Source organism: Bacillus sp. NPDC057893 (genome assembly GCF_042796455.1).
Taxonomy (GTDB): domain Bacteria; phylum Bacillota; class Bacilli; order Bacillales; family Bacillaceae_G; genus Bacillus_A.
Window position 1 is genome coordinate 282,009 of record NZ_JBHVNG010000001.1, and the last position, 26,741, is coordinate 308,749.

27 protein-coding genes, 1 pseudogene and 4 other annotated features are annotated in these 26,741 nt (G+C 37.2%); of the genes and pseudogenes, 19 read left to right on the forward strand and 9 right to left on the reverse strand.

Going from position 1 to position 26,741, the window contains the following annotated elements:
• Positions 1–116: 116 nt before the first annotated feature.
• From ytxC to ACFVQC_RS01675, 7 genes are all read left to right on the forward strand, one after another.
• Positions 117–998 carry a putative sporulation protein YtxC gene (ytxC, locus tag ACFVQC_RS01645; protein ID WP_377897285.1) on the forward strand — a complete coding sequence of 294 codons (882 nt, stop codon included), beginning with the start codon at positions 117–119 and terminating at the stop codon, positions 996–998.
• Positions 999–1,029: 31 nt separating this feature from the next.
• Positions 1,030–1,257, forward strand: a binding site (T-box leader).
• 48 nt (positions 1,258–1,305) lie between these two features.
• Entirely contained in the window at positions 1,306–3,243 is a 1,938-nt protein-coding gene (thrS, locus tag ACFVQC_RS01650; protein ID WP_002034275.1) for a threonine--tRNA ligase, read from the forward strand.
• Positions 3,244–3,449: 206 nt separating this feature from the next.
• Positions 3,450–3,570 (forward strand) — a sequence feature (ribosomal protein L20 leader region).
• Positions 3,571–3,633: 63 nt separating this feature from the next.
• Positions 3,634–4,137: a translation initiation factor IF-3 gene (gene infC, locus ACFVQC_RS01655; RefSeq protein ID WP_002015470.1), complete on the forward strand. Its 504-nt coding sequence runs from the start codon at positions 3,634–3,636 to the stop codon at positions 4,135–4,137.
• 21 nt (positions 4,138–4,158) lie between these two features.
• Positions 4,159–4,359: a 50S ribosomal protein L35 gene (rpmI, locus tag ACFVQC_RS01660; protein ID WP_001125945.1), complete on the forward strand. Its 201-nt coding sequence runs from the start codon at positions 4,159–4,161 to the stop codon at positions 4,357–4,359.
• A 38-nt stretch (positions 4,360–4,397) separates the two neighbouring features.
• Positions 4,398–4,754, forward strand: coding sequence for a 50S ribosomal protein L20 (gene rplT / locus ACFVQC_RS01665; protein ID WP_001138364.1), 357 nt, complete (start codon positions 4,398–4,400; stop codon positions 4,752–4,754).
• Positions 4,755–5,302: 548 nt separating this feature from the next.
• Positions 5,303–5,794 (forward strand): dUTP diphosphatase, encoded by a 492-nt coding sequence (locus ACFVQC_RS01670; protein ID WP_000365057.1) that lies wholly within the window; start codon positions 5,303–5,305, stop codon positions 5,792–5,794.
• Between the two features lie 69 nt (positions 5,795–5,863).
• Positions 5,864–6,949 carry a M42 family metallopeptidase gene (locus tag ACFVQC_RS01675; protein WP_002122951.1) on the forward strand — a complete coding sequence of 362 codons (1,086 nt, stop codon included), beginning with the start codon at positions 5,864–5,866 and terminating at the stop codon, positions 6,947–6,949.
• 41 nt (positions 6,950–6,990) lie between these two features.
• Here ACFVQC_RS01675 and ACFVQC_RS01680 read toward each other — a convergent pair whose 3' ends face one another.
• The gene (locus tag ACFVQC_RS01680; RefSeq protein ID WP_377891898.1) at positions 6,991–7,608 is read right to left on the reverse strand and encodes a TetR/AcrR family transcriptional regulator; all 618 of its coding nucleotides are present in this window, start codon (positions 7,606–7,608) and stop codon (positions 6,991–6,993) included.
• A 296-nt stretch (positions 7,609–7,904) separates the two neighbouring features.
• Here ACFVQC_RS01680 and ACFVQC_RS01685 point away from each other — a divergent pair, with 296 nt between their 5' ends.
• Both ACFVQC_RS01685 and ACFVQC_RS01690 read left to right on the forward strand, forming a co-directional pair.
• Positions 7,905–8,558 carry an HlyD family secretion protein gene (locus ACFVQC_RS01685; RefSeq protein ID WP_002145447.1) on the forward strand — a complete coding sequence of 218 codons (654 nt, stop codon included), beginning with the start codon at positions 7,905–7,907 and terminating at the stop codon, positions 8,556–8,558.
• Positions 8,559–8,570: 12 nt separating this feature from the next.
• Entirely contained in the window at positions 8,571–10,364 is a 1,794-nt protein-coding gene (locus ACFVQC_RS01690; protein WP_377891901.1) for a DHA2 family efflux MFS transporter permease subunit, read from the forward strand.
• 20 nt (positions 10,365–10,384) lie between these two features.
• Here the strand turns inward: ACFVQC_RS01690 and ACFVQC_RS01695 are convergent, their stop codons facing one another.
• The 5 genes and pseudogenes from ACFVQC_RS01695 to sspI form a co-directional block, all read right to left on the reverse strand.
• Positions 10,385–10,747 (reverse strand): ammonia permease, encoded by a 363-nt coding sequence (locus tag ACFVQC_RS01695; RefSeq protein ID WP_377897286.1) that lies wholly within the window; start codon positions 10,745–10,747, stop codon positions 10,385–10,387.
• 13 nt (positions 10,748–10,760) lie between these two features.
• A pseudogene (locus ACFVQC_RS01700) lies at positions 10,761–10,902 on the reverse strand (ammonia permease); the annotation flags it as partial.
• 25 nt (positions 10,903–10,927) lie between these two features.
• Positions 10,928–11,641 (reverse strand): CPBP family intramembrane glutamic endopeptidase, encoded by a 714-nt coding sequence (locus tag ACFVQC_RS01705; RefSeq protein WP_002145450.1) that lies wholly within the window; start codon positions 11,639–11,641, stop codon positions 10,928–10,930.
• 168 nt (positions 11,642–11,809) lie between these two features.
• A complete protein-coding gene (locus ACFVQC_RS01710) occupies positions 11,810–12,367 on the reverse strand; it encodes an HD domain-containing protein (protein WP_377897287.1) in 558 nt (185 codons plus the stop codon).
• A 176-nt stretch (positions 12,368–12,543) separates the two neighbouring features.
• Positions 12,544–12,753, reverse strand: a complete 210-nt coding sequence (gene sspI, locus ACFVQC_RS01715; RefSeq protein WP_000009511.1) for a small acid-soluble spore protein SspI — start codon at positions 12,751–12,753, stop codon at positions 12,544–12,546.
• 82 nt (positions 12,754–12,835) lie between these two features.
• Here sspI and ACFVQC_RS01720 point away from each other — a divergent pair, with 82 nt between their 5' ends.
• From ACFVQC_RS01720 to ACFVQC_RS01745, 6 genes are all read left to right on the forward strand, one after another.
• The gene (locus tag ACFVQC_RS01720) at positions 12,836–13,633 is read left to right on the forward strand and encodes a TrmH family RNA methyltransferase (RefSeq protein ID WP_377891910.1); all 798 of its coding nucleotides are present in this window, start codon (positions 12,836–12,838) and stop codon (positions 13,631–13,633) included.
• A 62-nt stretch (positions 13,634–13,695) separates the two neighbouring features.
• Positions 13,696–13,924, forward strand: a binding site (T-box leader).
• 43 nt (positions 13,925–13,967) lie between these two features.
• Positions 13,968–15,002: a phenylalanine--tRNA ligase subunit alpha gene (pheS, locus tag ACFVQC_RS01725; protein WP_000388220.1), complete on the forward strand. Its 1,035-nt coding sequence runs from the start codon at positions 13,968–13,970 to the stop codon at positions 15,000–15,002.
• 18 nt (positions 15,003–15,020) lie between these two features.
• Positions 15,021–17,441, forward strand: coding sequence for a phenylalanine--tRNA ligase subunit beta (gene pheT / locus ACFVQC_RS01730; protein ID WP_377897288.1), 2,421 nt, complete (start codon positions 15,021–15,023; stop codon positions 17,439–17,441).
• 152 nt (positions 17,442–17,593) lie between these two features.
• Positions 17,594–17,845: a binding site (T-box leader), on the forward strand.
• A gap of 52 nt (positions 17,846–17,897) precedes the next feature.
• A complete protein-coding gene (gene asnS / locus ACFVQC_RS01735; protein ID WP_377897290.1) occupies positions 17,898–19,289 on the forward strand; it encodes an asparagine--tRNA ligase in 1,392 nt (463 codons plus the stop codon).
• Positions 19,290–19,417: 128 nt separating this feature from the next.
• On the forward strand, positions 19,418–20,320 hold the full coding sequence (locus tag ACFVQC_RS01740) for an SDR family oxidoreductase (protein WP_377891919.1): 903 nt from the start codon (positions 19,418–19,420) through the stop codon (positions 20,318–20,320).
• Between the two features lie 82 nt (positions 20,321–20,402).
• The gene (locus ACFVQC_RS01745) at positions 20,403–20,537 is read left to right on the forward strand and encodes a YuzL family protein (RefSeq protein WP_078179650.1); all 135 of its coding nucleotides are present in this window, start codon (positions 20,403–20,405) and stop codon (positions 20,535–20,537) included.
• A 42-nt stretch (positions 20,538–20,579) separates the two neighbouring features.
• Here ACFVQC_RS01745 and ACFVQC_RS01750 read toward each other — a convergent pair whose 3' ends face one another.
• The 3 genes from ACFVQC_RS01750 to rnhC all read right to left on the reverse strand — a co-directional run bounded on the left by ACFVQC_RS01750 (position 20,580) and on the right by rnhC (position 22,279).
• Positions 20,580–20,831 carry a hypothetical protein gene (locus ACFVQC_RS01750; protein ID WP_016096029.1) on the reverse strand — a complete coding sequence of 84 codons (252 nt, stop codon included), beginning with the start codon at positions 20,829–20,831 and terminating at the stop codon, positions 20,580–20,582.
• Positions 20,832–20,844: 13 nt separating this feature from the next.
• Entirely contained in the window at positions 20,845–21,114 is a 270-nt protein-coding gene (locus ACFVQC_RS01755) for a hypothetical protein (protein ID WP_078179649.1), read from the reverse strand.
• 226 nt (positions 21,115–21,340) lie between these two features.
• The gene (gene rnhC / locus ACFVQC_RS01760; protein ID WP_377897291.1) at positions 21,341–22,279 is read right to left on the reverse strand and encodes a ribonuclease HIII; all 939 of its coding nucleotides are present in this window, start codon (positions 22,277–22,279) and stop codon (positions 21,341–21,343) included.
• Between the two features lie 123 nt (positions 22,280–22,402).
• On the opposite strand from rnhC, the gene zapA reads away from it, so the two are divergent.
• From zapA to ACFVQC_RS01780, 4 genes are all read left to right on the forward strand, one after another.
• Entirely contained in the window at positions 22,403–22,672 is a 270-nt protein-coding gene (gene zapA, locus ACFVQC_RS01765; protein ID WP_002112165.1) for a cell division protein ZapA, read from the forward strand.
• 2 nt (positions 22,673–22,674) lie between these two features.
• Positions 22,675–23,214 (forward strand): CvpA family protein, encoded by a 540-nt coding sequence (locus ACFVQC_RS01770; RefSeq protein ID WP_002015450.1) that lies wholly within the window; start codon positions 22,675–22,677, stop codon positions 23,212–23,214.
• A gap of 55 nt (positions 23,215–23,269) precedes the next feature.
• Positions 23,270–24,988, forward strand: a complete 1,719-nt coding sequence (polX, locus tag ACFVQC_RS01775; RefSeq protein WP_377897292.1) for a DNA polymerase/3'-5' exonuclease PolX — start codon at positions 23,270–23,272, stop codon at positions 24,986–24,988.
• A gap of 19 nt (positions 24,989–25,007) precedes the next feature.
• On the forward strand, positions 25,008–26,741 hold a 1,734-nt coding region (locus ACFVQC_RS01780), incomplete at its 3' end, for an endonuclease MutS2 (RefSeq protein WP_377897294.1).

The window sequence follows — 26,741 nt, forward strand, 5'->3', positions numbered from 1 at the left end:
TTCTAACAATGGGAGATAGGTTTCTACTAAGAGTGAACTTCCATAGATCGGACTCTTATAGGATTTGTAACGTATAGATGCAATCCTTTAGAGCGGGGATAAAAGGGGGGACAAAAGTGATTGAAATTTGCTTCGAAGAAAAAAATGATGCTGTGCACGTATACAGACAACTAACGAAAAGAACGGAATCCTTATATAAGGAAACAAGTGTATATTTAAACGAACAAAAGGTTGTTATTCATATACCATTATGTGAATCGAATTATATGGAAAAGATTTTATTGCCAGTATTACTATATTTCATTATGAATGTGAAACAAAATGAATGGATTCATACCATTTTAAAGGAAAAGTTTTTTTATGAAGAACAAGAAGAGTGTCATCAAATATTGCATATGGCACATGAGATTTTAAAGGAAAGAAGAAAAGGAGTAGCTCGTGATTTAACACGTCAAAAATTCGAATCTTATATTGCGTCGTCTTTGAATGATTGGCTTTGTGATCCGCTCTCATTCTCGTTTTCATCATACGTTCGTTTTCGTCTTCGTACATATAGGGAAATGGTAGCTGAGCTTGCTGAAGTTGCAATTGATGAGTATAAGATGGAGCAGGAATATCAAATGTTCATTGAGACACTTCGCCAACAAGTAAGTAGCCGGAAATCACGTTTGTCCTGTGTACATCTTATTTTTGATGAAAGTTTTATTTTCTATGATGATAAAGGTAGACGTTTAAAACAGGATAAATTGGTTCAATATATAGATGAAGAATTATTAAAGAAACAGGACGTATATATTGATACGAAAGTAATTGCACCACTTCTTTCTATTTCGCCGAAAAAGATTTATTTATATACGAAAGAACAAGATCATAATATGATTATTACTTTGCGAAATGTATTTCAGGAACGAGTGCAACTACATGGATTACATGAATTTGAGCGCAACGTGAAAAATTTAAAAAATAAAGGTAACGCCCTTGATTTTCTAAGTTTTTGAGCATATAATTACCTACATAAATGAAATATATCGAAATGTTATGATGAGGACATGGGTAGTTTTCTACGATTTTCAGAGAGGGAAGCCTTAGGGTGCGAGCTTCCTATTACGGGCTTATTACTTACCACCTCTAAACTTTAGCAGTGAACGTTTTTCTAGTAATTGCTAACGGACAACACCGTTATGTTGAACTTGAGCAATTAACAATAAGGTTAATTGGAACAAGGGTGGAACCACGAATTCAACACTCGTCCCTTTTTACGGGATGAGTGTTTTTTATTTTGAAAAAAAAGAGGAGTGACCAGTGATGGCAGATGTAGTTAAAATTACTTTCCCTGATGGAGCTGTGAAGGAGTTTCCAAAAGGAGTAACAACTGAAGAAATCGCAGCTTCTATTAGCCCAGGCTTAAAGAAAAAAGCTGTGGCTGGAAAATTAAACGATGAGATGATCGATCTTGTTACACCAATCGAAGAAGATGGTGCAGTTTCTATTATTACATTAGATTCTGAAGATGGCTTATATATTTTACGCCACTCAACAGCTCACCTTTTAGCACAAGCGTTAAAACGTTTATATAAAGATGTTAAGCTTGAGCTTGGCATTGGTCCAGTAATCGAAAATGGCTTCTACTACGATATTGATATGGAAGAAGCAATTACAGTTGAAGACTTCAAGAAAATCGAAAAAGAAATGCAAAAAATCGTGAACGAAAACTTAGAAATCGTTCGTCATGAAGTACCACGTGCAGAAGCACTTCGTCGCTTTGAAGAAATCGGCGATGAGTTAAAATTAGATTTAATTAACGATCTTCCAGAAGATGCAGTTATTTCGATCTATGAGCAAGGCGAATTCTTCGACCTTTGCCGTGGTGTTCACCTTCCGTCTACAGGGAAGATTAAAGTGTTTAAATTATTAAGCGTGGCAGGTGCTTACTGGCGCGGCGATAGCAATAATAAAATGTTACAACGTATTTACGGTACTGGATTCGTTAAGAAAGCAGAATTAGATGAGCACTTACGTATGCTTGAAGAAGCGAAAGAGCGCGATCACCGTAAATTAGGTAAAGAGTTAAAACTATTTACTAATAGCCAAAAAGTAGGACAAGGTTTACCACTTTGGTTACCAAAAGGTGCAACAATTCGCCGTATTATCGAGCGTTACATCGTTGATAAAGAAGCAAGCTTAGGCTATGATCACGTATACACTCCAGTATTAGGAAGTAGAGAGCTTTATGAAACTTCTGGTCACTGGAACCATTACCGTGATGGCATGTTCCCATCAATGGAAATGGATAATGAAGAGTTAGTTCTTCGTCCAATGAACTGCCCTCACCATATGATGGTTTATAAAAACGATATTCACAGCTACCGTGAATTACCAATCCGTATTGCGGAACTTGGAACAATGCACCGCTATGAAATGTCTGGAGCATTATCTGGATTACAACGTGTACGCGGAATGACTTTAAATGATGCGCACATTTTCGTTCGTCCAGATCAAATTAAAGAAGAATTAAAACGTGTTGTAAACTTAACGTTAGAAGTGTACAAAGATTTCGGTTTAGAAAACTATTCATTCCGTCTATCTTATCGTGACCCAGCAGATACTAAAAAGTATTATGCTGATGATGAGATGTGGGAAAAAGCACAAGGTATGTTAAAAGAAGCTATGGATGAAATGGGTCTTGATTACTATGAAGCTGAAGGTGAAGCGGCATTCTATGGTCCGAAACTTGATGTTCAAGTTCGTACTGCTCTTGGAAAAGACGAAACACTTTCAACTGTACAATTAGACTTCTTACTTCCAGAACGCTTTGAATTAACTTACGTTGGTGAAGACGGTAAACAACATCGTCCAGTTGTAATTCACCGTGGTGTTGTATCAACTATGGAACGTTTTGTAGCCTTCTTAATTGAAGAATACAAAGGCGCATTCCCAACTTGGTTAGCTCCAGTTCAGGCGCAAGTAATTCCAGTTTCTCCGCAAGTACATTTAGATTATGCGAAGAAAGTACAAGATGAATTACGACGTGCTGGTATCCGTGTTGAATTAGACACTCGTGAAGAGAAAATTGGTTACAAAATCCGTGAAGCACAAATGCAAAAGATTCCGTACATGCTTGTAGTAGGTGACAATGAAGTTACTGAAAATGGCGTTAACGTACGTAAATATGGTGAACAAAAATCAGAAACAATCGCATTAGATGCGTTTGTTGACATGATTAAAGTAGAAGGAAAACGATAAGAAAGAGCCGCGGTATACCGCGGCTTTTTTATGTATTATAAAAAAGAAAATCTAGAAAAAATAACCAAACAATACTTATCATAAAAAAGTATTGCAAGTATGCTGGTTGTTTGTTACAATATTTCTTGTTGTTAGTAAAACACATCGCGTCTTCTTGACAGACGTCATGTCCTATGATAAACTCATCAAGGATAATAGAATATGGTTTTGACAAGTAGAAGCACCCGCTTCTCACCTGATGGACGCATTCGCAGTTAGCAGGTAAATGTATTTCTTACTAAAGATATTACAAGTGTGGGTGCCGTGTGCCCGCACTTTTTTTGTTCGGGTTCTACAATTGCAAAACGTATTCTAAGAAAACCTTGGAGGTGGCTTACTATTAGCAAGGATATGATGATTAACGAGCAAATTCGTGCACGTGAAGTACGCTTAGTTGGCGCAAACGGCGATCAACTTGGAATCAAGTCTCGTAATGACGCTTTAGACTTAGCTGCAGGTCTTAATCTTGATTTAGTATTGGTTGCTCCAAATGCGAAACCGCCAGTATGCCGCATTATGGACTACGGTAAATTCCGCTTTGAGCAACAGAAGAAAGAAAAAGAACAGCGCAAAAATCAAAAAGTAATTAGCATGAAAGAAGTTCGTTTAAGTCCAACAATTGATGAACATGACTTTAACACAAAACTTCGTAATGCTGTCAAGTTTTTAGAGAAAGGCGACAAGGTTAAAGCGTCAATTCGCTTTAAAGGACGTGCCATTACTCATAAAGAAATCGGTCAACGTGTTTTAGATCGCTTCTCAGAAGCTTGTGCTGAAGTTAGTACAATTGAATCTAAGCCTAAAATGGAAGGACGCAGTATGTTCTTAGTTTTAGCACCGAAAAACGATAAGTAATAGATAGAGGAGGAAATACCTATGCCTAAACAAAAAACTCATCGCGGCGCTGCAAAGCGTTTCAAAAAGACTGGATCTGGTAAACTGAAGCGTTCTCACGCTTACACAAGCCATTTATTCGCTAACAAATCTACAAAAGCTAAACGTAAACTACGTAAAGCTGGTGTAGTTAGCGCTGGTGACTTCAAACGCATTCGTCAAATGCTTGACAACTTAAAATAAGTTCGGCTGATATATAGAACAAACTAGGAGGTAATATTATGCCAAGAGTAAAAGGTGGTACAGTTACTCGTCAACGTCGTAAAAAAGTTATAAAATTAGCAAAAGGTTACTACGGTTCTAAGAGTACATTATTTAAGGTTGCTAACCAACAGGTTATGAAATCTCTAATGTATGCATTCCGTGACCGTCGTCAAAAGAAACGTGACTTCCGTAAATTATGGATTACACGTATCAACGCAGCAGCTCGTATGAATGGTCTTTCTTACAGCCGCTTAATGCACGGTTTAAAAAATGCTGGCATCGAAGTTAACCGCAAGATGCTTGCTGACTTAGCTGTTCATGACGAAAAAGCTTTCGCTGAATTAGCAACAGTTGCAAAAAACAACATTAACTAATTGTTTAAAACCTTAGAAGATCTTTCTTCTAAGGTTTTTTTATTTGTATTCATCATAACCATTCAATAACTTGTAAAATTTCCCGCTTCGTGTCGTCACAATTAAATGAGTTAATTCTCTCTAGTATATTAAGATGTGCTTGTAAGAACTTTTGTAACGATAACGAGGAGGCTTTTACATGAAAGTAGGAAAGATTAACGGACGTGTCGTTATCGATATGACAAAATCAATATAAAAGCTATAGCGATATAAAAGAATATATATATAAAGTCAGGAGAATCCTCCTGACTTTTTTTATTTGAACTCATTCGTGAGGAAGTGTATCTTTCCTAGCAGAAACGACACTGCTATAATGGAAAGATGATATGGAACTTTCATCAAGTGAATAATCTATGAGTGATGATTGAAACGTATTTGCAAATTAAGGACAAGCTATCTTTATAAAGATGTAGGTAGCTGACTTGTTAATAAGAAACGAAAAATAATAATGAACTTTGAGATGAAACAACATTGTTGCGGAAAATGCGATGTTGGAGGAGGACAATAGAATGGACTTACTACAACTATTTAAATTACAAAAAGAGTTAGATGACCGTATTGTGAAAGAGCATGACTTACAACCGAAGAAATTGTTAAAAGAAAAAATGTTAGCTCTTCTTGTAGAAATTGGAGAACTTGCAAATGAAACACGTTGTTTTAAATATTGGAGCAATAAACCAGCGTCAGAACGTGAAGTAATATTAGAAGAATACGTAGATGGTTTGCATTTTATTTTATCAATCGGAATCGATTTAGGAATTGATAAAAACTTCTTATTCTATAAATGTGCGCAAACGAATAAAACACAAGTGGAAATTTTCTTAGACACATATGCGAAAGTAATTCGTTTTACAGATCAACCTTCTATCACGAACTATATTGAACTATTTACAAGCTATCTTCGCCTTGGACAAGCACTTGAATTTGAACAAGAAGAAATTGAAAAAGCATATTTAGATAAAAATGAAGTAAATCATCAGCGTCAAACACAAGGATACTAATTTAATTTTTGAATATTTCAATTTCCTTTTGTATAATAAAGTGACTGAAGAAAAAGGAGGGTGTTGGCAATGACAAAATTAGACGAGACATTGACAATGCTAAAAGAATTAACAGACGCACGCGGTATTGCGGGTAACGAGCGTGAACCACGTGAAGTAATGAAGAAATATATTGAGCCGTTTGCAGATGAACTTTCTACTGATAATTTAGGAAGTTTAGTTGCGAAAAAAGTTGGGGAAGAAAACGGCCCGAAAATTATGGTTGCAGGTCATTTAGATGAAGTTGGCTTTATGATTACGCAAATTGATGACAAAGGCTTCCTTCGTTTCCAAACGGTTGGTGGTTGGTGGTCGCAAGTTATGCTTGCACAGCGCGTGACAATTGTAACGCGTAAAGGAGATGTAACAGGTGTAATTGGTTCAAAACCACCGCATATCTTGCCTCCAGAAGCTCGTAAAAAGCCAGTTGATATTAAAGATATGTTCATCGATATTGGTGCTTCTAGCCAAGAAGAAGCAATGGAGTGGGGCGTAAGACCAGGAGATCAAGTTGTACCGTACTTTGAATTCCAAGTGATGAAGAATGAAAAAATGTTACTTGCAAAAGCATGGGATAACCGAATTGGTTGTGCAATTGCAATTGACGTATTAAAACAATTAAAAGATGAAAAGCATCCAAACGTTGTATACGGCGTTGGGACTGTACAAGAAGAAGTTGGTCTTCGTGGTGCAAAAACATCTGCAAACTACATTAAGCCAGATATCGCATTTGCAGTAGATGTAGGTATTGCTGGTGATACACCGGGTGTAACAGCCAAAGAAGCGCAAAGTAAAATGGGCGATGGACCGCAGATCATTTTATATGATGCTTCTGTTATTGGTCATACAGGTTTACGTGATTTCGTTGTTGATGTTGCTGATGAATTACAAATTCCATATCAGTATGATTCTGTAGCGGGCGGGGGAACGGATGCAGGAGCAATTCATATTTCTGTAAATGGTATTCCGTCTATGGCAATTACGATTGCGACACGCTACATTCATTCTCATGCAGCGATGTTACATCGTGATGATTATGAAAATGCAGTGAAGTTAATTGTAGAAGTTATTAAACGTCTTGATAAAGAGGCTGTACATAACATTACATTTAATTAATAGAAAAAAGCGAAGGATAATTTCCTTCGCTTTTTCCATTTTTAAAACGGTCTTTCCAATCCTGCTGCAGTATGGGCTCCTAAAATAATTAAGCGAGTTAATTGCATTGCCATGAAATGCGGGGTATAAATCATGCCTCTTTTTAACCATGACATAATCATTCCGATATGAGCCCCTGTAACATAACTAATAAGAATGTCACGAGGAACCATGAGTCCTTCATCATCAGGTTGTGAAATAGATAAGCTTAATGTTAAATGTGTTTGGACTGTTTTCATCATTTTATAAGAGTAGTTTCCAGCGGCTTTATCACCGAGCATAACGTTATAGAAGTTCACATTTTCTGCTATATGTTCAAACAAAGCTAAAAAGGTTGGATGTGGTGAGTCAAATGTGAGCTGAAAATCTTCTTTATTTTGTTTTTGTGGTTTAATGACTTCAGCTAGTTTTTCTAACATTTCTTCTATGCTTTTTTCTAATAAATCATATTTATCATGGTAATGGCTATAAAATGTAGCACGATTTACAGGAGCACGTTCCGCGATATGTTGCACAGTTACATTTTCAAAGCCCTTTTCGCCTACTAAAGCGACAAAAGCATCCTGTATGAGTTGTCTCGTTCGTTTTACACGTGGATCATTTGTATTTTTAATAGACATTTTTACTTCACCTCGTTTAATTTTTTTAACTTAAACAACACACGTATAGTGTAATGTTGTTTAAACAACATATAGGTTTAAATTGTTGGTTGTAGATTCGGGATAATTATTTATAATTATAAACGATAGTCCTTTAGAAATCAGCACCGCTAGGATGCAGACAAAGCATAGTTTGTGTCGTAAAAGGTGTGCTTTTTTTGTTTAAAGGTTAATATAATTAACAATTAAACAATATAAACAATAAGGATGTAAATAGTTTAGAAAAAAATTATATGCGATATAAGGAGAGGAATGCAATGAATCAGTTTCGAAGAATGGTAATTATCAACATTATCACATTAATTGTATTAGTTGGCGGCGGTATTGGCGGTTATTACTATTACAATCAAACAGAAAATTATTTAAAAACAGAAAATGCAAAGATTGACGGGAAAGTAATCCCAATTGCATCACCAGCAGCAGGTAAATTAACAGACTGGAAAGCTGAAGTCGGAAAAAACTACAATGAGAACGATAAATTAGGTGCGGTTACTGTAGCAGGAGCAAATGGTGAGCAAACAGTAGATGTAACAATTCCGCAAAATGCAACAGTTGTACAATCAAACGCAACAACAAATGCGTTCGTTGGAGCAGGAAGTCCAATTGCTTACGCATTTGATATGAACAATTTATGGGTAACAGCAAATATTGAAGAAACAAATATTGATGATGTTCAAAAAGGCCAAACAGTAGATGTGTATGTAGATGCATATCCAGATACAACATTGACAGGAAAAGTAGAACAAGTTGGATTAACAACAGCGAATACATTCTCGATGTTACCATCAAGTAACGCAACAGCGAACTATACGAAAGTAAAGCAAGTTGTACCAGTTAAAATTTCTTTAGATCATAGTAAATCAGTAAATATTGTTCCTGGAATGAATGTGTCAGTTCGTATTCATAAGTAAGGGGGAGATGAGATGTCCTCAATTGCAATTGTAGGATATGCACTATTTTGTATAATCGTCTTCTTCCTTATAAATCGTCTTTTACGAAAGAAAAAAACGAATGTGGGAGAAGAACAAGTCCCAGCCGTAAGTAAGATAGAAGTAAGTCAAGCAGAAACAGTAGAGAAAGAACTTGAACAAAAACAAGAAACAGAAGCTTCTAACGTAGTGGAATTAGAAACAGGGAAGCAAGAGCAAGTAAAACAGGAAAAAGAAATGCTGAAGAGACAATTGCCGGTAGAGAATGTGAATGTAAAAGCAGTTGTAGCTGTATTAATTCTTGGTATGTTCGTTTCTATTTTAAACCAAACGATCATTAATGTTGCACTGCCTCCATTAATGAACGAATTTAACGTATCAACTTCAACAGCACAATGGTTAATTACAGGCTTCATGCTTGTAAACGGAATTTTAGTACCGATTAGTGCATTTTTAGTTTCACGGTTTACGTATCGTAAATTATTCATAGCAGCAATGTTATTCTTCACTGTAGGATCTATCATTTGTGCTACATCAGGAAACTTCACAATGATGATGACGGGCCGTGTTATTCAAGCGGTTGGTGCAGGTATTTTAATGCCAGTTGGTATGAATATCTTCATGACATTATTCCCTCCTAATAAGCGCGGAGCAGCTATGGGACTACTTGGGGTAGCGATGATTTTAGCACCAGCTATCGGACCAACTGTAACAGGTTGGGTAATTGAAAACTATAGCTGGAACTTAATGTTTTACGGGATGTTTGTTGTTGGTTTAATTATTACGTTCTTATCTTTAAAATTCTTTACACTAGCTCAGCCAGTGTCTAAAACAAAGTTAGATGTATTCGGTGTTATTAGTTCAAGTATTGGACTAGGTAGCTTACTGTACGGATTTAGTGAAGCTGGAAATAATGGCTGGACTAGTGCAGAAGTTGTTATAACACTTATCATCGGTGTCATTGGTTTAGCTGTATTTATTTGGAGAGAGTTAACAACGGACAATAAAATGCTTGATTTACAAGTGTTTAAATATCCAACGTTCACTTTCACATTAGTAATTAACGCAATCGTAACGATGGCATTATTCGGAGGTATGTTATTACTTCCAGTATATCTGCAAAATATTCGCGGCTTTACGCCGATGGAATCAGGTTTATTACTCCTTCCGGGATCATTAATTATGGGGATTATGGGACCAGTTGCAGGAAAACTATTTGATAAGTATGGTATTCGTCCGTTAGCAATTGTCGGATTAGCCATTACAACATTTGCGACATATAAATTTACAACGTTATCGATGGATACACCGTATAGCGTTATTATGACGGATTATATTATACGCTCAATTGGTATGTCATTCATTATGATGCCAATTATGACAGCTGGTATGAATGCACTGCCGATGAAATTAATTTCTCACGGTACAGCAACGCAAAATACGTCAAGACAAGTAGCTGGTTCAATTGGAACAGCGATATTAATCACGCTTATGACGCAACAAACTACTGCTCACGTAGCGGATTACGGCAATATGTTAACGACGTCAAACCCAATTTTAGTTGATAAAGTACACGGTATGGGCCAAAGCTTAGCGGCATTAGCCGGATCAGCTCAAGCAGGAGATGCGATGAGCACGCAACTATTATTCGGACAAATTTCAAAGCTATCTGCAATTAATGGTATTAATGATGCCTTCTTAATTGCAACAATACTCGCAGGTATTGCTTGGGTGTTATCGTTCTTCTTACCATCAGGCAATAAACGAAATAGAAAAGCAGGGAATTAATTTCCCTGCTTTTTTGTCTTTTAAAGAGTGAGATATAAAAGATGATAACCACTCACAGAGCATAATCCTGTTATAAACAAAATCGTGCCCATAGAACGAATACTTGATATTTGTCTTCCGCTTATAATAGCTAATAGTCCAGCTAAAGAGAAGAGACACCAATATAAGGTTCCAGAAATTAGGATCATCTGCTCTATGTCTATTCCATAACCTATACAAATGATAGGAACAACGATAAGCAATATGCTAATCAATCCTGCTATGAATGTAAAAAAAATTCGATATTTAATTCCGGCAGCAATTAAAAAAATGCCCACGATGAATTCGCATAACAATAAAATAGGGGCTAAGATAAGCCAAATAAATAATCCGGTAGATTCCATGTGTAATAACTCCTTAACGAATGAAAAATGAATTAGGCATAGACATGAGCTGCCAACAGTCCTATCGAAAAAATAATGAGTCCCATGTTGCGTATACTATTAATTTTTGAACGTGCCCCATTGATTCCTGCTAATAAACCAGCTAGAGAGAAAAGAGAGGTATCGGGATGATACCTCTCTTTATACTAAAAAGGCGAACATATTATTCATAATATGAAATAGCATAGCTGGAATAATAGAATTTGTTTTCTTACATAGAATAGCCATTAAAAGTCCCATGAAGAATGTGATTACCATTACTCCAAGTGAGTATGTGTGTGCGATACCGAAGAAGAAACTCGTTAAGACTGCTGCAATCCAAAATGGAAAACGCTCTGATAAGAAGCGAAGTATGAAGCCACGGAAAATGAGTTCTTCAAAAATTGGTGTGAGTATTGCAAAGCCAATAAGTAGTAATGTTTGATATTGATTAAAAACTTCTAAGTTTAGTGCAGAAGATTGTTGTTTCGTTGCGTCTTGGAATACATAATTTAACATGATGAAATTAAGAAGAATATTTAACGCGAAAAAAAGGAGCAAGTATATGTATGTACGCCATTCTTTGAGTGCCCTAAAGTTAAATGCCTCTAGTAATAGTCTTTTTGCAGGTTCGTATTTAAAAATGAAGAACAATAAAATCCCTAGTTGCAATGCGATACTTGTAGTATTTGCAATAGAATCATATAAGGCTATTTGCTTTTTATTTGTGAGACCAGCTGTATAAATCATTAAAGGTAATGCTAGAAATAAAGTGATAAGTCCGGTTCCAAAAAAAGCAAATAAGACAGAACTAATAAATTGCCCCCATGACATGGAGTGTTTCTGTTCATATGGAAGTTGTGTAGTGGATTGCATGTATAAAATCACCTCTTTTATATTCTTATATATAATTATAAGGTATTTTTATTTATAATGTTATGCTCAAATATTACATACAAAGTTAGAATTTTTACAATTGCACTTCTTGTTACATGATTAGTAAAAATAATAAAAGAGGTATCACTCTGTAGTGATGCCTCTTTCTCATTGGTAACTATGTTCTGTTTTGTTATTCGATTTCGATTGCTCTATTTGCAATTCACGCTCTACCAATCGATCTAACTGCTGCATTGCTTTTAGTGCTTTTTCATAAGAAATCGTTCTATAATGGTGTGCTCCGCCTGGCTCTTCATCGGCTTCATCTGCCCGCTTAATAACGGTTTGTAGAGGTGTTCTTTCAAGCGTTTGTTCTAGTAGGAAAGAATCAGTGTGCAGAAGAATTGCAACAGAAATTTCTTTTGCTAGTTTAGGGTGTTCCCCTAATCTAATAAGCAATTTATGAGCTCTTTCCGCTCCTTTAATCGCATGTATATCATTCTTTTTATACAAGTCATAGTCCCATTCTCCCTCACTGTACCATGTGTGATGTCCGATATCATGAAGGAATCCAGCCTTTGTCGCAGCATCGACTGAGGCGTGATGCTTTTTAGCTAAGTGAAACGCATGGTAAGCGACAGCAATGGCATGGACCATCCCAGAACGGTTTACGTATTTTTGTGTAATATGATGTTGAAAAATTTGTTCAAGCGTAATACGACGCATAAAACATTCACTCCTTTTATCTATTGATGTATTTAAAGAAAAACGATAGGTTTAAATGTATTTTGAACATTGTACTCCATCAATCAGCGTTAGTAAAGTAGAAATGTTTAGGAAAAGAAAAATTTTATAGACATAAAAAAATCACCTTAGTTTTTTCTAAGGTGACCTTTTATTGCTTATTTTTTTAAACCTTGCTCCAGTGTTCCTAACATTTCGTGTTTTTCATTTTCATCAGCATTTTTCCAAATGACTTCGAATAAAACGCCAAGACCTGGAAGCATTTTTTCTTCACCGCTTTGAATTGCATCGACAATCGTTTCTTGTAATTGGTCTTGCGAATTTCCAGATACATTCGCTAATACAGCGCCGCGTAAATTAAAACTCATTATCTTCACCTCTTCTTCAGAATTGAAACTGACGTTAGTTTTTGTTCTTTTTTATGTAAATATGTATGAAAAATAGGCTATAATGATAAGACAAGAAGAGAGGGAAATACATATTATGAAAAACATTGATTCAGTACAAAACCCGCGTGTGAAGCAGTGGAAAAAGCTGCAGACGAAAAAAGAGCGCGATAACAAAGGTTTATTTTTTGTAGAAGGATTCCATTTAGTAGAGGAAGCGTTAAAGGCAGGAGTTGTAACAGAACTTATCGTTTCAGATCAGACAGATCTTCCGAAAGATTGGACAGTTAATGATGTTGAAATGTATATTGTGCCTGAAGCAATTGTAAAAGTACTTCGCGAAACAGAAACAACGCAAGGTGTATTTGCTGTTTGTGAGAAACATGAGAAAGAAGTAGCTCTTACTGATGGGAAATTTCTTTTATTAGACGGCCTTCAAGACCCAGGTAATTTGGGAACGATTATTCGTACAGCTGATGCAGCTGGTATTCATGCCGTTGTGCTTGGAGAAGGGTGCGTTGATGTTTATAATAGTAAAGTGCTACGCTCTACACAAGGTTCTATTTTCCACTTACCGGTTGTAAAAGGGAACTTAGAAGAATGGGTAGACAAGTTAAAAGAAAATAACGTGCCTGTATATGGAACAGCTCTTGAAAATGGAGTTCCGCACGTTGAAGTAACACCGGCCGGAAGTTTTGCATTAATTGTAGGAAATGAAGGAAGCGGCGTACGCCAAGAAATTCTTGCAAAAACTGATCAAAACTTGTATATTCCGATTTACGGAGGGGCAGAATCATTAAATGTTGCGGTTGCAGCAGGGATTTTAACGTATTATTTACAAAGCCCAGTTGCGAACAAATAAAAAACTTCTTATAATAAGTTGAAGTATACGTTCGTAATGAACATACAATAAAAGTTAAATAACGAAAAACGTTGATAGAGAAGAGTAGCTTACAAAATCGCCATATAGGGAGAGAGTGCCGTAGACTGAAAGCATTCTTATGGTAGATGGAAGTGAATTCACCTCTGGAGTTGGCGCCAGGACCATTTATATGTAAAGGCGTTCCGGTCAGAATTGATCGTTATAACTAATGAGTGGGCAGACTTGTTCTGTCAATTTAGGGTGGTACCGCGAATTTACCTCGTCCCTTTTTGGGAGCGGGGTTTTTTTATTTTTAAAATTAGGAGGGTTCCAAATGGAAGCACGTTTAAAAGAGCTAAAGCAAAAAGCGTTAGAGCTTATTGAAGAAGCGAAAGAGCTAAAGGGCTTAAACGACGTACGCGTAGCGTATTTAGGAAAAAAAGGTCCAATTACAGAAGTATTACGCGGCATGGGAAAATTATCAGCAGAAGAGCGTCCACGTATGGGAGCATTAGTAAATGAAGTACGTGAAGCGATTCAAACGCGTCTAGAAGACAAAATTGGCAACTTAGAAAAAGCAGTAATTGAGGCGAAATTAGCTACTGAAACAATTGATGTTACACTGCCAGGTCGTCCTGTTGAAACAGGTTGTCACCATCCGTTAACAGCAGTTGTTGAGCAAATTGAAGATGTATTTATCGGTATGGGTTATGAAGTAGCTGAAGGAACAGAAGTAGAAAAAGACTACTACAACTTCGAAGCATTAAACTTACCGAAAGATCACCCAGCGCGTGATATGCAAGATACATTCTACATTACAGAAGAAACGTTATTACGTACACATACATCTTCTGTGCAAGCACGTACGATGGAAAATAACAAAGAAAAAGGACCAATTAAAATTATTTGTCCTGGTAAAGTGTATCGACGCGATGATGATGATGCGACGCATTCACACCAGTTCATGCAAATTGAAGGTCTTGTAATTGATAAAAACATTCGCATGAGTGATTTAAAAGGTACATTACAAGTATTCGTGAAAAAGATGTTCGGTGAAGATCGTGAAATCCGTCTTCGTCCAAGTTTCTTCCCATTCACAGAGCCATCTGTCGAGATGGATATTTCTTGTATGATGTGTCACGGTAAAGGTTGTGGCACTTGTAAAGGAACTGGTTGGATCGAAATTTTAGGCGCAGGTATGGTTCACCCGAACGTACTTGAAATGGCTGGTTATGATTCAAAAGAATATCAAGGTTTCGCATTCGGTATGGGCGCAGAGCGTATCGCAATGTTGAAATACGGCGTTGATGACATTCGTCATTTCTATACAAATGATGTACGTTTCTTACAACAATTCAAACGAGCGTAAGGGAAGGAGAGGATAAATATGTTCGTATCATATCGTTGGTTACAAGAGTATGTAGATATTAAAGATGTAACGGCACAAGAACTAGCAGACAAAATCACGAAAAGTGGTATTGAAGTAGAAGGCGTTGAAGTATTAAATAAAGGTGTAAAAGGTGTTGTAGTTGGTCACGTATTAGAATGTGAAAAACACCCAGAAGCTGATAAGTTAAGCAAATGCTTAATCGATATCGGTGAAGAAGAGCCAGTTCAAATTATTTGTGGTGCTACTAATATTGCAAAAGGTTTAAAAGTACCGGTTGCAAAAGTTGGCGCTGTACTTCCTGGTAACTTCAAAATTAAAAAAGCAAAACTACGCGGTGAAGCTTCTCATGGTATGGTTTGTGCCCTTCAAGAGCTTGGCATTAATGGGAAACTAGTTGCGAAAGATTACGCAGATGGAATCTTCATCTTCCCAAGTGACGCTGAAGTTGGTGCAGATGCACTTGAAATTTTAAACTTACATGATGAAGTACTTGAGCTTGGTTTAACACCAAACCGTGCAGATTGCTTAAACATGTTAGGTGTTGCATATGAAGTAGCTGCTATTTACGGCCGTGAAGTAAAACTTCCAGCTATCAACTTACAAGAAACAGAAGAAAAAACTTCTGATTACATTTCTATAAGTGTAGAAGCGAAAGAAGAAAATCCGTTATACATTGCGAAAATGGTGAAGAACGTAAAGATTGGTCCATCACCAATGTGGATGCAAACTCGCCTTATGGCAGCTGGTATTCGTCCAATTAGCAATGTAGTTGATATTACAAACTATATTTTAATGGAATACGGTCAACCGTTACATGCATTCGATTACGATAAATTAGGTTCAAAAGAAATCGTTGTTCGTCTTGCAAAAGAAGGCGAAAAAATTGAAACATTAGATGATCAAGAACGTACGTTACAAGAGCATCATCTTGTAATTACAAACGGTACAAAAGCTTTAGCTGTTGCTGGGGTAATGGGCGGAGCTGATTCTGAAGTTACAAATGAGACGGTAAACGTTTTAATCGAGTCTGCATACTTTGCAGGTCAAACAGTACGCCGTACATCAAAAGACTTAGGTCTTCGTAGTGAATCAAGTGCACGTTTCGAAAAAGGAATTGATCCAACACGTACATTTGAAGCGATTCAACATGCGGCTGCTTTAATGGCGAAATATGCTGGTGGTGAAGCACTTGAAGGTGTAGTAGAAGCTGATAACTTACAAGTACAAGAACGTACAGTATCTGTTACTGCTGAAAAAGTAAACCGTGTATTAGGTACAGATATTTCTGCAAGTGAAATGGGTACAATGTTCACAAACTTGAAATTCCCATTCACAGAAGTAGAAGGAACATTCCATGTAAATGTACCAGCACGTCGTCCTGATATTACAATTTCAGAAGACTTAGTAGAAGAAGTGGGTCGTCTGTATGGGTATGATCACATTCCAGTTACATTACCTTCTGGAACGATGACACGTGGTAAATTAACAGCAGCACAAACGAAACGTCGTAAAGTACGTCGCTTCTTAGAAGGTGCTGGTTTATATGAAGCAATCACATATTCATTAACAAGCGCTGACAAAGCAAAACAATATATGGTAGAGCCGAACGAAAAAGCTCCTGTAAATCTTGCGCTTCCAATGAGTGAAGAGCGTAGTCAACTTCGTTTAAGCTTAGTGCCACAATTGTTAGAAGCAGTTTCATACAATAATGCTCGTAAAAACGATAGTGTTGCTTTATACGAAGTAGGTTCTATCTTCTTACCGACAGAAGCAGGAGAACTTCCGAAAGAAGAACAACATCTTGCGGGTGTTATGACAGGTCTTGCTCTTCACCATGCATGGCAAGGTGAGAAGAAAGTAGTAGACTTCTTCGTTATGAAAGGTGTGCTAGAAGGATTATTCGACGTACTTGGCGTTGTAAACCAAATCGCATATGCACCAGCAAAACGTGAAGGTATGCACCCAGGCCGTACAGCTGACATCGTATTAGATGGCGAAGTAATTGGATTCATCGGTCAATTGCACCCAGAATCGCAAAAACAATTAGATGTGAAAGATACATTCGTATTCGAATTATCTCTTGCAAAAGTATTCGGTGCAGACGTGGAAGAAACTTACTACTCAGCAATTCCACGTTTCCCATCTATGACACGTGATATGGCTGTTGTAGTAACAACAGAAACAAAAGCTGGTGAAATGAAGCAAGTCATTGCTGAAGCTGGCGGAGAACTTCTGAAAGACGTAACACTATTTGATTTATACGAAGGTGAAAAAATGGAAGAAGGCAAGAAATCACTTGCATTCTCTATGAACTACTTCGATGCAGAACGTACATTAACAGACGAAGAAGTAACAGAAGCACATAGCCGTGTATTAACAGCGGTAGAAGAGAAATTTGGTGCGGAGTTACGTAAGTAATAAAAGATTGCCGGATTAATTCCGGCAATTTTTTTATGATGCGATTGTCGAAAAGTGTCGGTAAGTCGATATATTATAAAAATCGCTGATATATTTTCTGGTATCTTGCATCTTTCTCTCGAATGTAGTACATTAATTTTAGTTTAACAAAACGAAAGACGATGATAAGGAAAAGTAGTATATACTATAATCCAAAGCGAGTCAGGGGCGGTGAGAGCCTGATGAGGCGGTATATGTGAAGAACACCTTGGAGTTGCTAACCGAAATTGAAACTTGTATTCAAGAGTAGACTTAGACGGGAATCCGGCCTGTTACAAACCGGGAAGTATGTATTACATACGAGTTAAAGTTGGTCTTTATGACAAATTGGGTGGTACCGCGAAGTTTAACCTTTCGTCCCTTTATGGATGAAAGGTTTTTTTGTATTTAAATATATCAGCAAAGGAGAATTTCACTATGGAAAACACATTAGTAAAAAGTCTGTATAGAGATACAGAAAAGTATGCAGATCAAACAGTACAAGTATCAGGGTGGATTCGTAACTTACGTGATTCAAAAGCATTTGGTTTCATCGAATTAAACGACGGTAGCTTCTTCAAAGGCGTTCAAATCGTTTTCGATACAGAATTAGAGAACTTCAAAGAAATTGCAAAACTTCCACTTAGCTCTTCAGTTAAAGTAGAAGGTAAAGTAATTGCAACGCCTGGAGCGAAGCAACCATTTGAAATTAAAGCAGAAAAAATTGATATCGAGGGCTTATCAGATTCTGATTATCCACTTCAAAAGAAGCGTCATACGTTTGAATACTTACGTACAATCGCTCACTTACGTCCAAGAACAAATGCATTCTCAGCAACATTCCGCGTGCGTTCTATCGCAGCATTTGCGATTCACCAATTCTTCCAAGAGCGTGGATTCGTACATGTTCACACACCAATCATCACTGGTAGTGATACAGAAGGTGCTGGCGAAATGTTCCGCGTAACAACGCAAGATTTAAACAACGTACCAAAAGGTGAAGAAGGACAAGTTGATGAATCAAAAGACTTCTTCGGTAAAGAAACAAACTTAACAGTAAGTGGACAGCTGAATGCTGAAGCTTATGCATTAGCGTTCCGTGATGTGTACACATTCGGACCTACATTCCGTGCAGAAAACTCAAACACAACTCGCCACGCAGCGGAGTTCTGGATGGTTGAGCCTGAGATTGCATTCGCTGAATTAGGCGATGTAATGGATCTTACAGAAGATATGCTGAAATATGCAATGAAATATGTATTAGAACATGCACCAGAAGAAATGGACTTCTTCAACAGCTTTGTTGATAAAACAGTTCTAGAGCGCATGAACAACGTAATTAACTCTGACTTCGGTCGCATCACTTATACAGAAGCAATTAAAGTACTTCAAGAATCAGGTGCTGAATTCAAATACCCAGTAGAATGGGGTATTGACTTACAAACAGAGCACGAAAGATACTTATCAGAAGAAATCTTCAAACGCCCTGTATTCGTAACTGACTATCCGAAAGACATTAAAGCATTCTACATGCGTATGAACGAAGATGGTAAAACAGTAGCAGCTACTGACCTTCTAGTTCCTGGCATCGGCGAATTAATCGGCGGTAGCCAACGTGAAGAAAGAATAGACGTTTTAGTAGACAGAATTAAAGAATTAGGTATGAACGAAGAGGACTACTGGTGGTACTTAGAACTTAGAAAATACGGCGGTACAAAACACGCTGGATTCGGTCTAGGTTTTGAGCGCTTCCTAATGTACATCACTGGTATGGCTAACATCCGTGACGTAATTCCATTCCCAAGAACTCCAGGTTCTTCGGAGTTTTAAGATAAAAAAAGCGAGAGCAACTGCTCTCGCTTTTTTTGTTTGGAAAATGTTGTTCATAGGTTCGTTCATCTCTCACATATAGTAAAACGAATGAAATATTTATGGGCAAGGGAAGGGGTTTTTGTACAATGGGGGAAATTCCAAGTCAGACAAAGTGGACATTGCGTGACAAGTATATAGTAATCACTGGTGCAACAAGTGGTATTGGATTAGCGGCAGCTAAGGCATTTGCGGAGCGTGGTGCCAAGCTAGGAATTATTGCACGCAACGAGGCAAAAGCGAATGATGCTATGACTCAAATTAAGGATGTAACGAATGGGAATGTGGTGGTAGATTTATTTCTGGCTGATATGGCTTCCCAACAATCTATACGCCGGGTAGCTACTGATATTTTAGAAAGGTGTCCGAGAATAGATATATTAGTGAATAATGCTGGTGCTTTATTTCAAACAAGGAAGCTTACGGAGGACGGTTTGGAGATGACCTGGGCAGTAAACCATTTAGGTCCATTCTTACTCACTAATTTGTTGTTGGAGCGTTTAAAAGAAAGTGCTCCTGCTCGTGTCATTACCACCGCATCTCACGGTCACAAAATGGCTAAAAAGGGAATTGATTTCGGTGATCTAGATGCAGAACAACTGTATCGCGGTGTTAAGAAGTTCATGGGCGGTCCTACAATGCGTTATGCGCAAACAAAACTAGCTAACATTTTATTCACCTTTGAATTGGCACAGCGGTTGGAGGGAACGGGTGTTAGTGCTTATAGCTTTGACCCGGGGCTAGTGAATACGAATTTTAACCAGGACAATGGTCTGGTTGCTCGCTTAACTATGGCAGCAATGAAACCTTTCTCTCGTACACCCGAGGAAGGTGCGGAAACTTTAATATGGCTAGCAGAATCAAATGGATTCATTGACCATAGTGGCTGTTACTATGCCGACAAGCAAGTGGGGAAAACATCTGAAGCCGCTTTGGATAAGGATGTCGCAAAACGTCTATGGGACATTAGTGAAAAACAGACAGGAGGATAAAAGAGTAGCCAGTATATGTTCAGATGGTTATGTTGAATAGTTTTTTACCCTTAAGTAAAAAGTAATCTTGGGGGTGATTGTAATGAGTAAGAAAGTGAAAACAGATCATTCTAGATCAAGCCTAGGTTCTCCAGAGGTGGAAGGACAAGGAACAACTACGCATGAAACGGGTTCTCATAAAGTATCTTCATCAAATAAGAAGCAGAAGCGAAGTTAACACAAAAAGGAGAGTCTTGGCGGCTCTCCTTTTTTATATGTATTACATCTTGTTGTTATGAATCTCTTGTGTAATCTTATCCACGTCTTTGTCTAATCGACCTAAATAGAAAAACCACAGTAAGCTTATAAACACGTAATAGATGGCCATCACACAAAGATTATCAGATATATTTTCGAATGTAGATTTGGAAGTGAAAAAAGCTCCCCAAATGGTAGAGATAATGAGGTAAGAAAGCGGGCCTACGAGGTGTACGAAAACATATAATAACTTTTTAACCTTTTCAGAGTTCATATGAATTCTCTCCTTATTTAAACAATCCTCTTCTTTTAATCATAAATTCAAGTTCCTCACAGAAGTATTGTAGCTTGACTGGATTTCGAATTAACAAGTGGGCATCGTGTTTCCCGATAAATTTTCGAATCCGAAAGTTTAATAAAAAAGATCGACCATAGCGCTCTATTAAGTTGTTGAATTCTCGTTGTTCACTTAGTAGCTGAATGTTTTCTCTAATTTTGAATTGGCGTTCATGTGGATCCCCTAGTAAAATATTTAGAATCATTTGTAGAAGTAGCAATAGGAACCTCTCCTTGGGTTACTTATATTCTGTATATTTAGATTATAACAAAAATAAGAGGTTTTTACTATTGATTATAACAAAAATGGGATTTTTTACATTTTTGAGTGCTATGATGAAATAAAGGGTAATTTCTAGGTTGTTATATCATCCATAAAAGGCGAAAAGAACGCAATTCTTTTCGCCTTGTTTAGTTCATCCATATCCTGTCGATACTAAAAAGTAGTTATTTTTTCAGTAAGCGAAACGCCTTCTCTGTATTAGCAAAATGCACTTTCACAAACTCAGGTAGTCTTTCTTTACCGACTTTTTGAATTAATTTAGCAGCGGCAATATCAACTTGTTTACCAGCACCTTTTGGAAGTGGCATACCAGCTTTTTTGCTTAGTTCATCAAATTGTTTTACGAATGAGTAACGAGCTAAAATGGAAGCAGCAGCTACTGCTAAATGGACACTTTCTCCTTTTGTAGCGAAGTAAACATCTTCACGTTGTACCTGTTTTTGTTTCACTAAATATTTATAGTATGTATCAGGCTGTGTAAATTGGTCGATTAAGATGCCTTCTGGTTTGGTAGGTGCTATTTTCGCTAGTAAGTTTGTAATTGCTTTGTTATGTAGTAAAGCTTTTAGTTTACCTTGGTTGTTTCCTTTATCAAATAGCTCATTATATTTTTCATTATGAAGAACGAGAGAGCTGTAAGGAACAACGTGAAGGAGTTGTTTTGCAATCTCAGCAATTTGAGCATCATTTAAGTTTTTGGAGTCTTTTACACCAAGTTCTTTTAAAAGTGGAATTTGCTTTGCATCCACATATACAGCAACTACTGTCATCGGTCCGAAGTAATCACCAGTACCTACTTCGTCTGATCCTAGAATAGACATTGTACCGATGGAAGCGGGCGGCGCATAACGATGTGAATTGACCGATTTTTTTACAGCTGATTTTGGTGTTTGAGAGACAGTTTGCCAACGAGAAGCTTCTGCTTCAGCACGTCCACCTTGAAACATCACTTTTCCTGATTTATAAGCTGTAATTGTGCAAGATGGAACTTTTGCCATAAAGATACCGCCTTGCGGAATTTTGGGGCTAAGTGCTTGTTTGTATTGTTGTTTCATGTCTTCAATTACTGTAGAACTTGTTTGTATTACGATAGAATTTGACAAAATGGTCGCTCCTTTTTTATGTTGTTATTTTTATCATATCGGATTGTTCTTTCTGTTTCCATATTATGATGGTTCATGGTATGATAAACTTTAGGATTCTGTACGTGATTGGAGGCCGGTGAGTTGTCACAACAAAAGGGAAATAAAAGTCGAATTAATGTAGAAATATATGGTCAACAATATTCAGTTGTTGGCGATGAAAGTACAAGTCATATCCGCATGGTAGCAGCGATTGTGGATGATAAAATGCGCGAACTCAATGCCAAGAATCCTTCGCTTGATACGAGTAGACTAGCGGTATTGACGGCGGTAAACGTCATACACGATTACATAAAATTAAAAGAAGAACATGAGAAATTGAAAGAAAGTATGACACAAAAAGGAATTGAATAAACATGATTGATATTATTATCATTTTATTGCTTGTTATGGGATTCTTCCTCGGTTTACGCAGAGGATTTATTTTGCAACTTGTAAAGTTAACAAGCTTTATTATCGCATACCTCGTTGCATACTGGTATTGTAAAGATTTAGCGCCAGCACTTGCGAAAATTATTCCGTATCCATTTGATAAGAATGTTTCTGTTCCAGAATGGATAGATGCGAATAATATTGAGGGTGTCTTCTATCAAGCAATTGCGTTTATCGTATTATTTATTATTACAAAAATCGCACTTTCACTACTTGGTAATTTACTGAATATGTTTGCAGAAATCCCAGTTTTAAAGCAAGTCAATGCGGTTGCTGGGGCACTTCTTGGCTTTTTAGAAGTGTATATCATTCTGTTTGTCTTAATTATTGTTGGATCAATTCTTCCAATTGAACAAATACAAACACCATTACAAAAATCATCAATTAGCAAAATAATTGTAGACGATACACCGATTCTTTCTGAAAAGGTGAAGGAACTATGGCAGACAGGTAGCAGAGTGTAACTTCTCTTTTTTCGGAAAGAGAAGTTTTTTTCTATGAAAGAAAGGCGGGGCAATTATGAAAGTGAATAAAAAACAAGTTATCAAATTACTAGAGACAATCGGCCTGTTTATGGAACTAAAGGGCGCGAATCCATTTAAAATATCTGCATTCCGTAAAGCGGCGGCAGCACTGGAAAGTGATGACCGTAGTCTTTCTGAAATTGAAGATTTCACAAAGATTCCAGGTATCGGAAAAGGAACGGCAGCAGTTATTCAAGAATATATAGAATCGGGAACATCTGAAGTACTACAAGAACTTGAAAAAGAAGTACCAAGCAGTTTATTACCACTATTAAAACTACCAGGACTTGGTGGTAAGAAGGTGGCCAAGTTATACAAAGAACTTGGTGTTGTTGATATGGAAACGTTAAAAGCAGTTTGTGAAGAAAATAAAGTGCAAGCTTTAGCTGGATTCGGTAAGAAAACAGAAGAGAAAATATTAGAAGCAATTGATCAAGTAGGCTCTCGTCCAGAGCGTTTACCAATTGCGATGGTATTGCCTATTGCCGGGGAAATAGAGGAGAAATTGTCGAATGTTGCTGAAATAATTCGTTTCTCACGCGCTGGTAGTTTACGCCGTGTTCGTGAGACAGTGAAGGACTTAGATTTCATCATTGCAACGACAGAGCCAGCAGTAGTACGTGAACATTTACTACAATTTGATAATATGATTGAAGTGATTGCAAGTGGAGATACGAAAGTATCTGTTCGCCTTCAATATGAATATGATATTTCAATTGACTTCCGCTTAGTAAAACCAGAAGAATTTATTACAACTCTTCACCATTTCACAGGATCAAAAGACCATAACGTAAAAATGCGCCAAATCGCGAAAGATAGAGGCGAGAAAATTAGTGAATACGGTGTAGAAAACTTAGAAACAGGTGAAGTAAAAACATTTGAAACGGAAGAGGAGTTCTTTGCTCATTTCGGTCTGCCATTCATCCCACCAGAAGTGCGTGAAGATGGAAAAGAAATTGAATTAATTAAAGAGTATCCGAACTTAATTCAGTTTTCTCATATACAAGGTGATTTACATATGCATACAACATGGAGTGACGGTGCCTTTTCAATTGAGGAAATGGTACAAGCGTGCCGCGCTCGTGGATATAAATTTATGGCAATTACTGATCACTCGCAATACTTGAAAGTAGCGAACGGTTTAACGAAAGAGCGCCTTCGTGAACAAGCGAAAGAAATTGAACGTATGAATGAAAAGTATCCAGACATTACAATTTTGCGCGGGATCGAAATGGACATTTTACCAAATGCAACACTTGATTTTGATGATGAAGTATTAGCAGAATTGGATTATGTAATCGGTGCAATTCATTCTAGCTTCTCACAAGACCGTGAAACGATTATGAAACGTCTTCGCACTGCACTTGAGAATAAGCATGTCACAATGATTGCCCATCCGACAGGACGTCTTCTTGGGCGCCGTGAGGGTTACGATGTAGATACAGATTTATTAATCCAACTCGCAAAAGAAACAAATACAGTTTTAGAATTAAATGCAAATCCAAACCGTCTAGATTTAAGTGCGAAATTATTAAAACAAGCACAAGATGCTGGTGTAAAAGTAGCGATTAATACGGATGCCCATACACTTGAAATGTTAGAAGATATGGAAACAGGTGTAGCAGCAGCGCGTAAAGGTTGGATTCAAAAAGATAACGTGATTAACACATGGGATATTGAACGTTTATTAGACTATATTAAACGTAATAAGTAACACAAGGGGGACCTGCAACATGTTAGAAAGAACGTTGCGTGTATTAGAATACAATAAAGTAAAAGAACAATTACTTGAACATACAGCATCTTCACTTGGTCGTGACAAGGTGAAGAATTTAGTGCCAAGCACAGATTTTGAAGAAATTGTGGAACTGCAAGAAACAACGGATGAGGCAGCGAAAGTTATCCGTTTAAAAGGACATGTACCACTTGGAGGGATTTCTGATATTCGCTCAAATGTTAAGCGTGCGAAAATTGGGAGTATGTTAAGTCCGCATGAGTTAATCGAAATCGCAAGTACGATGTATGGTAGCCGCCAGATGAAACGATTTATTGAAGACATGGCTGAGAATGGCGTAGAGCTTCCAATTCTAGAAGGACATGTTGCGCAAATTATATCTTTATATGATTTAGAAAAGAAAATTACAAATTGTATCGGTGACGGCGGTGAAGTAGTCGATAGCGCAAGTGACAAATTGCGTGGTATTCGTAACCAAATTCGTACTGCGGAAAGCCGTATTCGTGAAAAATTAGAAAACATGACGCGTTCTTCAAACGCACAAAAAATGTTATCAGATGCAATCGTGACAATACGTAACGACCGTTACGTAATTCCAGTAAAACAAGAATATCGCGGCGTATATGGCGGTATTGTTCATGACCAATCGGCTTCTGGACAAACATTATTTATCGAGCCGCAAGTAATTGTGGAACTAAATAACGCACTGCAAGAAGCACGTGTGAAAGAAAAACAAGAAGTAGAACGCATTTTAATGATGTTAACGGAAGAAGTAGCAGTGGAAGCTGATATCGTTCTATCAAACGTAGAAGTAGTTGCAAATCTTGATTTTATTTTTGCAAAAGCTCTTTATGCGAAGCGAATTAAAGCGACGAAGCCAATCGTAAATAATGAACGCTACATGGATTTAAAACAAGCACGCCATCCGCTTATTGATCCGGAAATTATCGTGCCAAATAACATTATGCTTGGTAAAGACTTTACAACAATCGTTATTACAGGACCGAATACAGGTGGTAAAACAGTTACACTTAAAACAGTCGGTATTTGTGTCTTAATGGCGCAATCGGGTCTTCATATTCCGGTAATGGATGAATCAGAGATATGTGTATTTAAAAACATCTTTGCTGATATCGGTGATGAGCAATCGATTGAACAAAATTTAAGTACATTCTCTTCTCATATGGTAAACATTGTAGATATTTTAGAAAAAGCTGATTTTGAAAGTTTAGTCTTATTTGATGAATTAGGTGCTGGGACAGATCCGCAAGAAGGGGCTGCACTTGCAATTTCAATTTTGGATGAAGTATGTAACCGTGGTGCTCGCGTTGTTGCAACGACGCATTACCCAGAATTAAAAGCATATGGATACAATCGTGAGCAAGTTATTAATGCGAGCGTTGAGTTCGATGTGAATACATTAAGCCCAACGTACAAATTATTAATCGGTGTACCAGGACGTAGTAACGCCTTTGAAATTTCGAAGCGTCTTGGTTTGTCTGATCGCGTTATTGATCGCGCTCGTAATCATATTAGTACAGATACGAACAAAATCGAAAATATGATTGCAAAGCTAGAAGAAAGCCAAAAAAGTGCAGAGCACGAACGAAAAGAAGCGGAAGAACATCGTAAGCAATCTGAAAAACTTCATCGCGAATTACAACGTCAAATTATTGAATTTAACGATGAGCGCGATGAAAAATTATTAAAAGCGCAAAAAGAAGGGGAAGAA